Source organism: Sphingomonas sp. (genome assembly GCF_017744835.1).
Classification (GTDB): domain Bacteria; phylum Pseudomonadota; class Alphaproteobacteria; order Sphingomonadales; family Sphingomonadaceae; genus Sphingomonas.
On sequence record NZ_JAGIAM010000004.1, the window covers coordinates 39674 to 54374 of the forward strand.

11 protein-coding genes are annotated in these 14701 nt (G+C 68.2%); 5 read left to right on the forward strand and 6 right to left on the reverse strand.

Annotated elements, in window-relative coordinates:
- Positions 1–2: 2 nt before the first annotated feature.
- Both gspD and J7500_RS13200 read left to right on the forward strand, forming a co-directional pair.
- The gene (gspD, locus tag J7500_RS13195) at positions 3–2060 is read left to right on the forward strand and encodes a type II secretion system secretin GspD (protein WP_294062234.1); all 2058 of its coding nucleotides are present in this window, start codon (positions 3–5) and stop codon (positions 2058–2060) included.
- A gap of 156 nt (positions 2061–2216) precedes the next feature.
- Positions 2217–3389, forward strand: a complete 1173-nt coding sequence (locus tag J7500_RS13200) for a hypothetical protein (protein WP_294062235.1) — start codon at positions 2217–2219, stop codon at positions 3387–3389.
- A 407-nt stretch (positions 3390–3796) separates the two neighbouring features.
- On the opposite strand, the gene J7500_RS13205 is transcribed toward J7500_RS13200, so the two are convergent.
- From J7500_RS13205 to J7500_RS13215, 3 genes are read right to left on the reverse strand one after another with little or no spacing between them, the layout of a single operon-like run.
- Positions 3797–4213, reverse strand: a complete 417-nt coding sequence (locus J7500_RS13205) for a hypothetical protein (RefSeq protein ID WP_294062237.1) — start codon at positions 4211–4213, stop codon at positions 3797–3799.
- A complete protein-coding gene (locus tag J7500_RS13210; protein ID WP_294062239.1) occupies positions 4210–4656 on the reverse strand; it encodes a hypothetical protein in 447 nt (148 codons plus the stop codon). Before J7500_RS13210 ends, J7500_RS13205 begins: the two co-directional genes overlap by 4 nt.
- A complete protein-coding gene (locus J7500_RS13215) occupies positions 4653–5213 on the reverse strand; it encodes a hypothetical protein (protein WP_294062240.1) in 561 nt (186 codons plus the stop codon). Before J7500_RS13215 ends, J7500_RS13210 begins: the two co-directional genes overlap by 4 nt.
- A gap of 153 nt (positions 5214–5366) precedes the next feature.
- On the opposite strand from J7500_RS13215, the gene J7500_RS13220 reads away from it, so the two are divergent.
- Complete coding sequence (locus J7500_RS13220) at positions 5367–7832, forward strand: alkaline phosphatase PhoX (RefSeq protein ID WP_294062241.1); 2466 nt, start codon at positions 5367–5369, stop codon at positions 7830–7832.
- 74 nt (positions 7833–7906) lie between these two features.
- On the opposite strand, the gene J7500_RS13225 is transcribed toward J7500_RS13220, so the two are convergent.
- The 3 genes from J7500_RS13225 to J7500_RS13235 form a co-directional block, all read right to left on the reverse strand.
- Positions 7907–8293: a hypothetical protein gene (locus J7500_RS13225; RefSeq protein WP_294062242.1), complete on the reverse strand. Its 387-nt coding sequence runs from the start codon at positions 8291–8293 to the stop codon at positions 7907–7909.
- Between the two features lie 92 nt (positions 8294–8385).
- On the reverse strand, positions 8386–9693 hold the full coding sequence (locus J7500_RS13230) for an amidohydrolase family protein (RefSeq protein WP_294062676.1): 1308 nt from the start codon (positions 9691–9693) through the stop codon (positions 8386–8388).
- Complete coding sequence (locus tag J7500_RS13235) at positions 9693–11111, reverse strand: amidohydrolase (protein ID WP_294062243.1); 1419 nt, start codon at positions 11109–11111, stop codon at positions 9693–9695. The genes J7500_RS13230 and J7500_RS13235 overlap by 1 nt, the downstream gene beginning before the upstream one ends.
- Before the next feature lie 217 nt (positions 11112–11328).
- Here J7500_RS13235 and J7500_RS13240 point away from each other — a divergent pair, with 217 nt between their 5' ends.
- Positions 11329–14064, forward strand: coding sequence for a PAS domain S-box protein (locus tag J7500_RS13240; RefSeq protein ID WP_294062244.1), 2736 nt, complete (start codon positions 11329–11331; stop codon positions 14062–14064).
- Positions 14061–14678 (forward strand): response regulator, encoded by a 618-nt coding sequence (locus J7500_RS13245; RefSeq protein ID WP_294062245.1) that lies wholly within the window; start codon positions 14061–14063, stop codon positions 14676–14678. The genes J7500_RS13240 and J7500_RS13245 overlap by 4 nt, the downstream gene beginning before the upstream one ends.
- Positions 14679–14701 lie beyond the last annotated feature (23 nt).

The following is a 14701-nucleotide window of genomic DNA, read 5'->3' on the forward strand; positions in this document are numbered from 1 at the left end:
CCGTGAAGATTCGCTCGACCATCGCCGCCCTTGCCCTCGCCGGCATCGCGCTCGATTCCGTGGCAGTGGCGCAGACCGCGCAGGACCAGCCCGCAGACGTGGTGGTCAACATGCGCGGCGTCGAGATCGCCGACGTGGCGGACCAGATTTCGCGCATCACCGGGCGCACGCTGATCCTCGATCCCGCCGTGAAGGGCGTGGTCACCGTCACGTCGGCGACGCCGCTGACGCCCGCCGGCGTGTGGGAGCTGTTCCTGTCGGTGCTGCGCGCAAACGGCTTCGCGGCGGTCCGCTCGGGTCGCGCATGGCGAGTCGTGCCTGCGGCCAACGCAGTGCGCGACGGTGGCGTGCCGAGCCGCGGCGCGTCGGGCCAGGAGCTGGTGACGCGGATGGTGCGCCTCGCCAACGTCCCCTCGGCCGATGTCGCGCGCGTCGTGCGCCCGCTCGTCGCAACCTTCGGCAGCGTCGAGCCTCTCGCCAGCCCCAATGCGGTGGTGATCACCGACTATGCCGACAATGTCCGCCGGGTCGAAGCGATCGTGCGCCAGCTCGACGGCGGCAGCGGTGCGAGCTTCGCGACGATCACGCTCAGGAACGGCAATGCCGCAGACGTGGCGCAGTCGCTCCAGAACGTGCTCGGCGATCCCTCGGGCGCCGGCGCGCGCGTCGCGGCGGACGTGCGCAGCAACACGGTGATCGTGCGCGGCACCCCCGCGGCGGTGGCCGAGGCGCGGCGCATCGCCGTCTCGCTCGATGCGCCCGGCGGCGCCACTCCGATCACGCGCATGTTCCGCCTGAACTTCGCCGATGCCGAGTCGGTGACCGAAGTGCTGCGCGGCGTGCTCGGCCAGGGTCAGACGGCGGACAATCCGGTCGCGCGCAGCCTGTCGGAGAACCAGAATCCCTTCGCGCGGCTGGGCAACCAGTCGCAGGGGCTCGGCGGCCTGGCGGGCGCGGCATCGGGCATCCAGGGCCTGGGCAACCAGGGTGCCGCCACGGCCCCCACCCAGCCCGTGATGCAGACGCCGCGCGTCGAGACGCCGCAGGGCTTCTCGACGCCCGAGCTGACCGTCCAGCCCGCCCCCGAGCTCAACGCCGTGGTGGTGCGCGGCACGCCGCAGGCGATCGCTTCGATCGAGCCGCTGATCACCGATCTCGACGTGCGCCGCCCGCAGGTGCTGATCGAGGCCGCGATCGCCGAGATCACCGGCGACGATGCCGAGGCGCTGGCGGTGCAGCTCGGCACCAGCGGCGCGGTGCTCAACCAGGTCGAGGGCGCAGGCACGTCCTTCTCGCAGCCCGATTCGGGCTTTGCCTCGCTCGGCCAGATTCTCACCGTGCTCGGCGTGCCGGCCGGCAAGCTGCTCGGCAGCGGCTTCACCGGGAACGTCGCGATCGGCGACGATTTCTCGCTCCTCGTCCAGGCGCTGGGCGTCTCGACCAAGGCCAACCTGCTCTCCACGCCGCAGATCACCACGCTCGACAATGTCGTGGGCGAGATCGTCGTCGGCCAGAACGTGCCCTTCGTCACCGGGTCGGTGCTCACCGACAGCACCAACGTGCGGCCCTACACGACGATCGAGCGCAAGGACGTGGGCATCACGCTGCGCATCCTGCCGCGCGTCAATGCCGGCGACACGATCCGGCTGCAGGTCAACCAGGAAGCCTCGTCGATCGCGGCGGCGAGCACCGGCGCATCGGACCTGATCACCAATCGCCGCGCGATCAACACCAGCGTCCTCGCCGACAATGGCGAGACGATCGTGCTGGGCGGGCTGATCAGCGACGACTACCAGGACGTGCGCCAGCAGGTGCCGATCCTGGGCGACCTGCCGATTGTGGGCGAGCTGTTCAAGAGCCGCCGCGAGACGCACCAGAAGCGCACGCTCTTCATCTTCCTGCGCCCCCGCATCCTGCGCGACGGCGCGGACGCGAGCGCGGCGGCCAAGGAGAAATACGCCCGGCTGCGCTCCGACGAGATCGACAACAACCGCCGCTCGAGCCTCCTCCTCGCGCCCCCCACACCGCGGCTTAGCGTGGAGATCGACGGGGTTTACTGAGCGAGCGAGTTCCGCTTGATGTCCGCCAGCGCCCCGGTAGCGGTCATTCATTCGCCGTCGGCTCAGCTGTTGCCGACCGAGTGAGAACAGCTTGCTCCCGGTACGTCGCTCAGGCAGCTTCACCGCTTGCATCGTGGCTGCCGCGAGTGTCTGCGCATGAAACGGGTGTTCCTCATCGCGACCATTGGGACGTTGCTGGGAACGGTGGTCGCCGCAAGGCCAGCATCGGCCCCGCCTCCGCCGTCGATCGGCTGTCATCCGACAATAATCGATCAGGCGGCCCCGGTTACGAAGGGCCCTTATTACCTCGCGAATGCCTTTTGCCCTGCCGGGCTGAACAGTTCTTCCTCCATCTCGGCGCCATCGATTTCGCCCGATGAGCGACACTTTCTAGTTTCTGGCTATGACGGTCTGCGGGTCGGGGCGATCGGATCGACCGCCGCGCCACGCGTTATCGCGTCGCGGCTCACCGCCGGCAGCCTCGGCTATAGCAAAGCCCCGCCGTTCGCGTGGAGGGATGATTCGAAGGCGATCCTCGGTGTGCGTCAGGACACTATGCGGCCGAGCGGTTTCGCGCTCGGCCCGCTATCCCCGATCGAAATACCAAATGATCGAGAACCGCGCCTGCTGCCTTCGCTGAAGTATACAGCGGGCGGACTTGACGGCATGCTCTGGGTCGGTGGCGGCGGCCTGGCTTTGGCCGAATTTGGCACGAAGGGCAGCTATTACCGCCCCGAACACGACGATCCGACGCCGACGCTCGCCATCGTCGATGGTCGCAGAGGCAAGGTACTCCAGGCCGTTCCGATGCCGCTCTCGCGCGGCGAGCGGCCGCGAGCCCTGGTTGGTGACATTGATGCTCGCCTTGATCCGCAGGGCAAGGTCTTTGCGCTGTTTGTGCTCAACGGTGGGCGCTGGTTTGAGTGGCAACAGGGAAAACTACCCCGAGAAATGCCGCTGCACCCCGGACCGAACGGATCCTGGAAGTTCGCCCTGTCCCCCGACTTGAAGACAGTATTGATCGCGCACGGCTTGAGCGCGAGCGGCATACTTTGCGAGTATCTCGGTGCCCCCGCCGACCCGAATGTGAGGAGCGCACCCCACAGAGGGGGGCCGTCGCCGATCTCTGGGAGGTCGAGACCGGCCGCAGGCTCTGGAGTATCACCGGCACCGCATATGATTTCTCGCAGACTTACAATCCGACGATCAGTCCGGATGGGCGCTACGCACTCATATCGATGCCGGTTGGCAAGGATTCGCGACGGGAATCGATTGCGCTCGTCTCCATGGCCGACGGACATGAAGTTCAGCGGTTCGACAGACCCGTAGCCTACGACTTCGCGCTGCGATTCGGCCGCGATAGTCGTTCCTTCTCGATCGACGGCGCCCTCGCCATTCTCACCTATCGGCTTGCCGAAAATCGTCCGACAGTGCGTTCTTCAGAATGAGGTGGCGCTCGTGGTGGCCTCACGCCGAGGCGCCGCCGCTGGCCATAAAGCGGATGTTCCGCAATCCGCCTAATCCCGGGCTCCCGGCGCCAGTCTTCCACCTTGCAATGTAGGATTTCGTCTGCTCGGCTGGCGGTCCGCCGGCTTCGGCCGACGGCGCTCTTTGAAGCCGTCGAGTCTCAGGGAAAAGCAGCCACGGCGGCATGGACTGTAGGAAATTACCTTGCGCCCGAGCGCAACGAAATTTCCGAAAACGCGGGAAAAGTGGGAAGCTAGCCGCGCGAATTCCTATTCCGCGGGCAGCGGCACGCGGACGCGCTGGGTGCCACGCGTGAAGAAAGCCGCGTCGATCGCGAGTGACGCCAGGCGCCACCCGTCGACGCTCTCACCGATAGCGAGCGTGCGAGTCGAACCGTCGGCGGTGCGGACCATCGCGACGGCATCGGCGCCGAGCCGCCCGACCACCCCCACCAGCGCGGGCGCATCCTGCGGCGGCGCCTCGGCCTCGGCGCCTCCAGCCGGCGCGAACAAGGGGCGCTCATAGGCCGCGGCGAGCGGCGGCGCCTGGGGCACGGCGAGCGGTCGCAGGATCGCGGGCGCATGCGTCGGCGCGGGCCGCTTCGCCGTCGGAAGCAGCACGGCCGGCGTCAGCACCGCGACGGCCCCTGCCCCGATCAGCGCCAGCATGTCGCGCCGCGCGATCATTGCGCCGCCGCCACCAGTTCGCCCGACAGGCGTGCGCCGCCGCCGGGAAGCGCCTCGACTCGCCAGATCCGCAGCCGCATCACCGGCCGCCCCCGCTCGAGCGCGTCGGCGAACGAGAGCAGCGCCTTCTCCGGCCCCGACGCGGCGACTCGCAGCGCGACCACGCCCGCGGGCGCCTTGATCGGCGCCGCTTCCTCGACGAGCACTCCCCCCGCCTTGGCAAGGACCTGGACGCGCTCGGTGACGTCGCCCGGAGCACGTACCGCCAGACCCGGCGGAAGCAACGCCGGCAGCTGGGCAGGCGCGGCGGCCTGGATGCGCAGCGAGTCACGCTCGGCCCGCGCAGTCGCGAGCCTGCCGAGCGCCGTCCCGGTGGCAGGCGCCAGTAGCAGCGCGCCCGCCAGTCCGGCAGCCACGCCGATGAGGAGCGGCGACGGCCTCATTGCGGCTCGACCCGGAACTTGCTGAGCATCGTGCCGTCGCTGCCCTGCTGCCCCACGGCACGCAGCCGGACGAATTCGGGCGCACGGCGCAGCGCGGCGCGGAGCATGTCGGGATCGGGCGCGGCGATCTCCAGCTCGATCGCGCCGCCCGGCTCGCGCGCGACGCGGGCAACGGTGGCCTCGGCCGGGAGCACGCGCGCGAGCGCCTCGAGCGTTGCCGAGGGCCCGGGTCCGCGCAACGCGTCGGCGAGCTGGCTTCGTGCGGTCTCGGCCCCGCGTTCGGCGGCGATCCGTGGCGCAAGCTGCACGCGAAGGCCCTGCGCCTCGCGCCGAACGCCGTCGGCGAGCAGCCTTGCGCCGAGCATGGTCGTCAGCGGCCCGAGCCAGATCAGCGCGGCGACGATCGCGGGAATGCGCCAATCGGCTCCCACGGCACGGCGCGCGACGGCCACGCCGTCGCCGCGGTTCCGCGCACGCTGCGCGAGCCGGTCCGCCAGGCTGCGGGAAGGCTGCGGCGCCTCGGGCTCGGGGGGCGGCGTGTCGGGCATCTCGTCCACGGTTTAGCCCCTGTCCCGGTCCGGAGCAAAGCGTAACGATAGCGACGCGGAGGAGTCATCGCCGAGTCACCGCTCTTCCATCACGCCGTAAACCGCCCCTCGCAAAGCAGCCTCGACCGAGGCCGTGCTTGGCCCGGCTGCCTGGGGGTTTCCATGACCGATCTGACCGCGACCAGCTACGGTTACAGCGACGGCGACGTCGACACCAACCGCTCCACCGCCATCACGCTCAACGAACTCGCCGACCAGCGATTCTCGCGCCGCCAGACGCTGCGCGGGGGCACTGCGATCGTCGCCGCGACGATGGGCGCTTCGATGCTCGCTGCGTGCGACAACAACGACTCCCCGTCCGACACGCCCCCGATCACTGCAGAGCCGGGCGAAACGATCGCCACTTCTTCCGGGCGGGTGGTCAAGCTCACGGGTGCCACCACCGGCACCACCAACCAGAGCTGGATCCAGATCGAAGGGCCGGTCGTGACGCTCGATGGCGCCTCGACTGCCAACGCTTCGTTCCTGGCGCCTTCGGCGTCGGCCCCGACGCGGTTCGTGTTCCGTTACATCGTCAGCAACACCAACAACAGCTATCACGACACCACGGTGAACGTCAGCCCGGCAGCGCTAGGCTTCACGGCCGTCGCCAAGAACAAGCTCGACGTCGTCACCGTGCCGACCGGCTACAAGGTGCAGGTGATCAATCGCACCGGCGATCCGGTCCTCGCGGGCGTTCCGGCGTACAAGAACGACGGCACCGACACCAATTTCGCCGGCCGCATCGGCGATCATGGCGACGCGCTCTACTGGTACGGCCTCGCCGCAACCGGCACCGCGCGCGACGCGACCAGCTCGACGCGCGGGCTGCTCGTGCAGAATCATGAGAACATCAACATCCAGTATCTCCACCCGAACGGTCCGACCAACAACACCACCGCGGGTCCGCGCCCCGAGGCCGAGGCGCTCAAGGAGATCGAGTGCCACGGAGTCAGCGTCACCGAGTACAGCCAGAACGCGGCCCGGGCCTGGACCTTCAATCAGGCGAGCACGCTCAACCGCCGGATCACGCCCAACACGCCGGTAGTGTTCAACGGCCCGGTCAAGGGGTCGGACCTGATCAAGACCGCCTATTCGACCGACGGCACCAAGGGCCGCGGCACCATCAACAACTGCGCCAACGGCACCACGCCCTGGGGCACGGCGATCACCTGCGAAGAGAATTGGGCGGGCTATTTCCGCCGTCCGTCGGCCGATGTGGCAGGCCGCACGCCCAAGGAACTGACGTCGCTCAATCGCTACGGCGTGACCACCACGGGCAACTTCAACTGGGCGACCGTCGTGCCCGCCGATGCGACCAACACGACCTTCGCGCGCTGGAACGCCACGGCTTCGGGCGCGTCGGCGATCGCCGATTTCCGCAACGAGCCCAACCAGTTCGGCTGGGTCGTCGAGATCGATCCCTATGACGCGACCAAGGCGCCGCGCAAGCGCACCGCGCTGGGTCGCCTGGGTCACGAGGGCTGCTGGCCGGGCGCGTTCGTCGTCGGCAAGAAGCCGGCTTGGTACATGGGTGACGACTCGCGCCGCGAATATCTCTACAAGTTCGTCTCGGCGACGGCCTGGGTCGCGGCCGACGCCACTGCCGCCGACCGTCTCGCGACGGGCGACAAATATCTCGACAGTGGAACGCTCTACGTCGCGAAGTTCAATGCCGACGGCACCGGCGCCTGGCTACCTTTGGTATTCGGCCAGAGCGGCGTCACGGCATCGAGCACGGTCTATCCCTTCGCCGACCAGGCCGATGTGCTGGTCAACGCCCGCCTCGCCGCAGACGTGGTCGGCGCGACGCCGATGGACCGGCCCGAATGGACCGCGGTCAATCCGGTCACCGGCGAAGTCTATCTGACGCTCACCAACAACAACGAGGCCGGCCGACCGCTGACCGGCACCGATGCCGCCAATCCGCGCCACTACAACGACCCCAAGGGTACGACCGCGCAGTTCGGCAACCCGAACGGCCACATCATCCGCCTCAAGGAAACCGGCGACACCACTGAGGCAACCAGCTTCACCTGGGACATCTATCTCTTCGGTGCGGGTTCGGACCTGGATGCTGCCAACATCAACGTCTCGGGCCTCACCGCCGACCAGGACTTCTCGAGCCCCGACGGCCTCTACTTCAGCCGTTCGAGCCATGCCGGCGGCCAGGTCAAGCCGCTGCTGTGGATCGAGACCGACGACAGCGCCTATACCGACGTGACCAACTGCATGCTGCTCGCCGCGATGCCGGGCACGGTCGGCGACGGCGGCGCGCGCACGATCACCAACAAGGACAAGAACGGCGTGACCGCGACGCAGGCCACCCGCGTGGGTGCAGCGCCGACCGCGGCCACGCTCAAGCGCTTCCTGGTTGGCCCGGTCGAGTGCGAGATCACCGGCATCGACTCCACGCCCGATGGCCGCACGCTGTTCGTCGGCATCCAGCATCCGGGCGAAAACGGCACGCCAGCCGCACCGTCGAGCCACTGGCCCGACAGCCAGACCGGCACGCCCGCCGCGACGGTGCGCCCGCGTTCGGCCGTGGTGGTGATCACCAAGGACGACGGCGGCATCGTCGGCCTCTGACTTTCCTCCTCCCTGAAGGAAACACTGGGGAGGCTCCATCCGGAGCCTCCCCTTCTTTTTACGGAGCTACGGCGTCAGCGGTCGGTGCGGCTTACGATGTTTGCGGTGCCGTCAGGGGTGATGCTGATCATGTGGCTCGCGCCGCCGTCACAATTGGCGCGCCACAGCGGACGGCCGTCCTGATCGGGCAGCCGCTCGGACGAGGTGACCGCCTGACAGGGTAGGCCCGCGTCGAGGATCGCGCGGATGAATACCACGTTGCGCTGGCGATCCGACATGTTCAGCACCGCAGCGAGCGCATTGCCCTCCGCCTCGTTGCCGACGACGTTCGCCTCGGGTTCGTCGATATTGGCGGGCTCGGCGGTCGGCATCGGCGCGACATTGTTGTTCTGCGCCGGCTGCGATTCGCACCCGGCAAGCGCCAGCGCCACGAACGCGGGCAGCAAAATGCGTCTGGTCATGTCACTCTCCCTGCTGGGGCACGCATCGACTCCCGAGCGCAATGCGGCGCCTTCGTGAAGGTTCCGCAACGAAGCGCGCGGGTCAATCAGGGTCAATGCTGATACGCCTTGGGCAGCGCCCCTTCCTTGGGGTCCCAATAGCGTTCGCGCAGGCGAGTCTGGCGGCTCGTCATCGGTTGCTCGACACCGTCGATGAACACCGAGACCGCCGAAGTGCCGATCTCGAGCGGATCGCCGTCCCAGATCACCACGTCGCCGCGGCGGCCGGGCCTGAGCGAACCGAACTCGCCGCCCATGCCCAGCGCCTCGGCCGGGCGCGAAGTGATCGTCGCGAACGCCTCGCCCCAGCTGAGCCCGCTGGCGCCGGGGATGCGGCCGAGCGCGACGAGGTTGCCGGCGTACTGCTTCTCCCAGCGTGCTTGGCGTGCATCGTCCTCGTTGATCGTGCCGATACCCACGATCACGCCTGCCGCCTTCATCCGGCCGATGTTGGACTGTGTGGCGGCCAGCGATTCGAACGAGAGCGGCAGGTCGGCGAGCGCCGATGCGATCACCGGCACGCCCGCCGCGGCGATCTCACGTGCCACCGTCCAGCCCTCGGTGGCACCGACGAGGACGAGCTTGAGCCCGGGAACCTCGCGCTTGAGCTGGAGTATGCCGAGGATATCGGATCCGCGCTCGACGTGCGCGAGGAGTGGCACGCGCCCCTGCACCACCGGCACCAGCGCCTCGGCATCGGCGCGCGTGAGCAGCGCGTCTTTGCCGCGATCGGCGAAGCCCGCCGGGTTGCGGATATAGTCGCGCACTTCGAACAGCGCGTTGCGGAGCATCGCATAGGCCGCGGGGCGGCTGCCCCCGGCGCTGCGCGCGCCCGTCTCGCCAAATTCGATGAACTGGAAGGCCCGCGGTCGGGTCACTGCGTCCATGTCGGGCGCGAGGTCGATGACGGCGCCCTGGCCGGCGAAGATCGAGCCGCTGCTGTTGTCGGGCGCGACGACTGCGCGCGTCACACCTTCGATGCGGTTGATCGCAAGCGGGCTGGAGCGGGGGTTTACTGCGGGAGTCACATCGAGTGCTGCATTAAACGGCGAGTTGCGCGCACTGGTGTCGTTGGTTTCCGAGACCCCGTCGACCTCGACGATGCCCAGGCGCGTGAAGCCGGCGAAGATGCCGGGCGTCACATAGCGCCCGCCCGCGTCGATCACGCGCACGCCGGCGGGGACCGCCACGCCGGTGCCGGCGGCGACCACGCGCCCGCCGCGGACGACCACCGTGCCGCCCTCGACCGGGCCGGCGCCGTCGCCGACGACGAGCCGGGCATTGGTGATCGCGACGTCCTGCGCGGCGGCGGGGCTTGCCAGCGCCAGCGCGCCGGCGGTGCTGAGGAGCAGCTTCCTGATCACTTCACGTCCCCCTCGCCCGGCTGGCCGAGCTCGAAATCGGATACCGGCCGCAGCCTGGGATTGGCGGCGTCGTAGAGCAGCGCGCCGTCGACCCACACCATCTGCGGGCGCGTGTAGACGCTGAACGGATTGCCGTTCCACAGCACGACGTCGGCCATCTTGCCGGGCCTGAGGCTGCCGGTCTTGTCGGCAATGCCCAGCGCCTTGGCAGGATTGATCGCGAGCCAGCGCCAGGCGGCTTCCTCCGAAATGGCGAGCCCGGACTTGATCGCCGAAGCGCGCGCCTTGGCAACTTCCTGGTTGAGCCGCTGGATGCCGTTGCCGTCGTCCGAATGGATCATCGCGCAGGCGCCTTCCTTTTCCAGGATGGCGAGGTTCTCGGGCACGGCGTCATAGGCTTCCATCTTGAAGCCGTACCAGTCGGCCCAAACCGCCGCGCAGGTGTCGTTCGCCTTGAGCAGATCGGCGATCTTATAGGCTTCGACGGCGTGGTGGAACGCGGTGACGTGGTAGCCGAACTCCTTGGCCATATCCATCACCACGGCCATTTCGTCGGCGCGGTAGCAATGGTTGTGGACCAGGATCTCGCCCTCGAGCACGCCGCGCAGCGTGTCCATCGCCAGGTCGCGCGCGGGCGCCTCGCCGCCCTTCTCCTCATATTTGTCCCAGCGGCGCTTATACTCGACCGCGCGCGCCCAGGTCTGGCGGTCGACGGCGACATTGCCCATGCGCGTGGAGGGGATGCGCCCCTTCGAGCCATAGACGCGCTTCGGGTTCTCGCCGCACGCCATCTTCAGGCCATAAGGCGCACCGGGGAACTTCATCCCCTGCATCGTGCGGGCATAGACGTTCTTCACAGTGACCGAGCGGCCGCCGAAGAGATTCGCCGAGCCGGGCAGGATCTGCAGCGTGGTGACGCCGCCGTTGACCAGCGCGCGGCCGAAGCCGGGGTCCTGCGGCCAGACGCTGTGCTCGGCCCAGACCTCGGGCGTCACCGGCGAAGTCATCTCGTTGCCGTCGGACAGCGCCTCGACGCCGGGCGAGGGATAGTCGCCCAGATGACTGTGCACGTCGATCACGCCCGGAGTGAGGTATTTGCCGCGCCCGTCGATCACGGTCACCCCGTCGCCGGCAGCGATGTTCTGGCCGACCTCGACGATCTTGCCGTCGCGGAAGAGCACCGATCCATTGTCGATCCGCCCGCCCTCGCCGTCGAAGACCGTCACGTTGGTCACCAGCGTCGGTGCGCCGGGATAGGGGTGATAGGTCGACGGGAAGGGATCGTGGCTATAGCCCTTGCCCTTGCCGGGACCGTTCGCCGCAGCCTCGGACGCGCCGCTACGCGTCTCCCCGGCATTCGCGGCGCAACCGCCCAGCGCCAGCACGGCACCGAGGATCAGGACCGATCGGAACAAGCGCGACTCCTTCCCAGTATCTTTATCTTTGTCGAGGACGCCCCCCGGCGCCTGTGTCACTGATCGCGGCCCGCGCAGCTTTTGGCAAGCTTGGTGCGCCGCTTAAGGCCGCGTTAGGCCCTCATGCCACATCCGCAATGAAACGGAGCTTTCCCCGATCCGCGGTGTTGTGTCATCGCTGGGGGGTGAACTGGCCTGTTCAGGCGGAAGGTTGGGCGTGCAGGACGATGAAGGGGCAACCGCCGCCGATCGGGGCGCTGTCACGAGATTCGATGCCGCCACGCTTGCCGCCCTCGGAGCCCTGAGCAGCATCGTCGCGCTGCTCGGCTGGTTCCTGGGCCTGCCGCGCCTCGCCGGCTTCGGCCTTATCGCCTTTCCGATCTGGCCGCTGACGGCGATCGGCTTCCTCGCACTGTCGCTCGGGCATTTGGCGGAGATTTACGGTCGGCGCGCGACCGCCGCCGTGCTGCTGGCAATTCCGGTTGCCGTTGCGCTCGCCTCCGCATTCCAGACGATGTCGGGGACCGATGCCGGCATCGACCGACTGTTGTTCGGAGACGCGGTCTCCGGGTTCAACGCCGCCTATCCCGGACGCTCCGGGGTCAATCCGATCGTCTCCTTCCTGCTGCTCGGCGCGGCAGGCTATCTCTCGATCCTGCGCCCGATACTGTCCGACGAGCTCAAGGGGCTGGCGCTCACCCTGGCGCTCGGCGCCGCCGCAGCCAGCGCGTTCTTCGCGCTCACGACCTTCCCGGCGATGACGATCCTCGCCTATGCCGCGGACGACCCTGCTGCACGCTACCGATCGGTCTCCGTCCCCGCGACCATCGGCGCCCTCTGCGTGTCGGGCGCGATCTTCGTCCGGCACGCCGGCAACGACTGGGTCCGGCTGTTCGCAGTGCGGACGGGCCGATGGCGGCTGGTGCGGCTGCTGCTGCCCGCGGCGCTGGTCGTGCCGCTGCTGCCGCCGCTCCTGAGCCTGTTCGAGCAGCGGCACCAGTCCCACTCGATCCTCGCCTATCAATTGCTCCTGCTGCTGGGCAATCTGCTGCTGGTGGCGCTCGTCGGCTATTGGGTGGCGATGCGCATCGCGCGCGACCAGGCCGCGCTTTCGGAGCTGAGCCACGCGCTCGACAACGCCACCGTGGTGGTGACCACGCCCGACGGCACGATCAGCCACTGGTCGCAGGGGTGCGAGCTGCTCTACGGCTGGCCCGCGGACGAGGCGCGCGGGCAGAACAAATATGCGCTGCTGCGCTCGCGCTGCCAGAGCAGCGACCATCGCCTTCCGGTTCCTGCTGCCCAGGATACGCACGAACTCGTCGAAGTGACTCGCGACGGACGCGAGCTGCGCATCCTCGAGCGCGTGCATCGCGTACAGAGCCCCTCGCGCGGCGCACTGCTGGTGCTCGGCATCAACGACATCTCGGAGCGGGTCGAGGCGATCGCCGCGCTGCATGCCAGCGAAGAGCGGCTCGCCCTCGCCATCTCGGCCCACGAGCTGGGCATCTTCGAATGGCATGTCGAGACCGGGCGCATCGACTGGTCGCCAGGCACCGAATCGCGGCTGGGGCTGGAGACCGGCACGCTGAGCAGCTTCGAAGGCTGGCGGTCGGTGGTCGAAGACAGTGACGTGCAGGACCTGCTCGAGACGATCTCGAGCACGGTCAAGGCGCGCGCCGACAAGTTCAGTTTCCGTTGGCGGCTCGTTCCCCCTCTGCGGGTGCGCGCGGTCGAAGGCTCGGCACGCGCATTCTATACCCGTGAGGGCAATCTCGAACGCGTCGTCGGCGTGATCCTGGACGTCACCGAGCGCGAGGAGCGCGAGGCGGCGCTGCGGCGGCGCGAGGTGCATCTCCAGTCGGTGATCGAGACCGTCCCCGACGCGATCGTCGTGATCAACGACGAAGGCTCGATCCTCCAGTTCAGCTCGGCGGCCGAGGCTTTGTGGGGCTATTCCGCCGAGGAAGTGGTCGGCCGCCCCTTCACCATCCTCGTCCCGACCGCGGAGCGCGGCGGTTCGGAGGCCGTGTTCCGCCGCTTCCTCGAGACCGGGCGCGGACTTGCCGACCGGGTGGTCACCGGCATCGCCCAGACCAAGGAAGGCCGGTCGTTCCCGATCGAGGCGCGCACCGGCGTTGCGCGGGCCGACGACGAGACGCTGATCACGGTCTTCGTACGCGATTTGACCGATCAGGCCGCCGCCGAGGCGCGGCTGAGCGAGCTCAACGCCGAGATCGCGCACGTCTCGCGCCAGAGCGCGATGAGCGAACTCGCCGCCGACATGGCGCACGAGCTCAACCAGCCGCTCAGCGCCACTGCCAATTTCCTCGCCGCCGCGCGGATGCTGCTCGAGCGCGACGAGGACCGCGCGCGCATCCTCGACCTGCTGCGGATGGGATCGGAACAGACCCAGCGGGCCGGCGAGATCATCCGCCGGCTGCGCACATTCATGGCCAAGGGCGAAGTCGAAATGCGCGCCGAGCTGGTAGAGACCACGGTCCGCGACGCCGTAGACCTCGTCGTGGTGGGTGCGAGCCAGGTCAACATCCGGGTCAACTTTCGGCTCGACCCCGAAGTGCGCTTCATCTTCGCGGACCGCATCCAGGTCCAGCAGGTGCTGGTGAACCTGCTCCGAAATGCGATGGATGCACTGCGCCAGTCGGGCCAGAGCGACAAGGTGATCACGATCAGCTCGCGCCGCGCGCAGGATCAAATGGTCGAGATCGAAGTCGCGGACAACGGCCCCGGCATGCCCGTGCAGGTGCTGGAGCATCTTTTCTCGCGTTTTACGACGACAAAGGGCCCCGGCGGCGGAATGGGGATTGGCCTTTCCATCAGCAAGCGTATCATCGAGGCACACGGCGGAACATTACGCGGGGAAAATCGTCCGGAAGGCGGAGCGTGCTTCCGCTTTACCTTGCCCGCCGTCGAACAGGGGGGAAATGAATGACGAGGACGATCTATATCGTTGACGACGACGACGCAGTGCGTGCCTCGCTCCACAGCCTGCTATCGGTCCGCAGCGATCTGGTCGTTCGAGGTTTCCGATCCGGCGATGCGTTTCTGGAGGAAGCCGCCGAGCTGGAACCGGGCGTGCTGCTCCTCGATTTCCACATGCCGGGGGCGACCGGGCTCGACGTGCTCCAGGCGCTCGAAGGCAAGACGCCGCGCTTCGTGCCCGTGGTGCTGACGGGCCAGGGCAATGTCGGGCTGGCGGTGCAGGCAATGAAGGCCGGGGCGCTCGACTTCATCGAGAAGCCCTATGAAGCCGAAGTGCTGATGCAGGTCATCGACAACGCCTTCGCCCGGCTCGAGGAGAACAGCGAGGAGGCCGCGCGGCTGAACGCCGCCGAGGCCAAGATCGCCCGGCTGAGCCCCCGCGAGACCGACGTGCTCAAGGGGTTGATCGAGGGACGATCGAACAAGATCATCGCCTATGAGCTCGACATCAGCCCGCGCACGGTGGAGATCTATCGCGCGAACCTGATGGAGAAGCTCGAAGTGCGCAGCCTCTCCGAGGCGCTGCGCATCGCCTTCGCGGCGGGGCTTTTCCCGAAGGACTAGGCCGTGAACCTATAAACGAGGGT

What these genes read in the sequence shown, in the direction of transcription:
- J7500_RS13200 (WP_294062235.1), top strand. Translation starts at nt 2,217, where the DNA reads ATGAAACGGGTGTTCCTCATCGCGACCATTGGGACGTTGCTGGGAACG.
- J7500_RS13205 (WP_294062237.1), bottom strand. Translation starts at nt 4,213, where the DNA reads ATGATCGCGCGGCGCGACATGCTGGCGCTGATCGGGGCAGGGGCCGTC.
- J7500_RS13210 (WP_294062239.1), bottom strand. Translation starts at nt 4,656, where the DNA reads ATGAGGCCGTCGCCGCTCCTCATCGGCGTGGCTGCCGGACTGGCGGGC.
- J7500_RS13220 (WP_294062241.1), top strand. Translation starts at nt 5,367, where the DNA reads ATGACCGATCTGACCGCGACCAGCTACGGTTACAGCGACGGCGACGTC.
- J7500_RS13225 (WP_294062242.1), bottom strand. Translation starts at nt 8,293, where the DNA reads ATGACCAGACGCATTTTGCTGCCCGCGTTCGTGGCGCTGGCGCTTGCC.
- J7500_RS13245 (WP_294062245.1), top strand. Translation starts at nt 14,061, where the DNA reads ATGACGAGGACGATCTATATCGTTGACGACGACGACGCAGTGCGTGCC.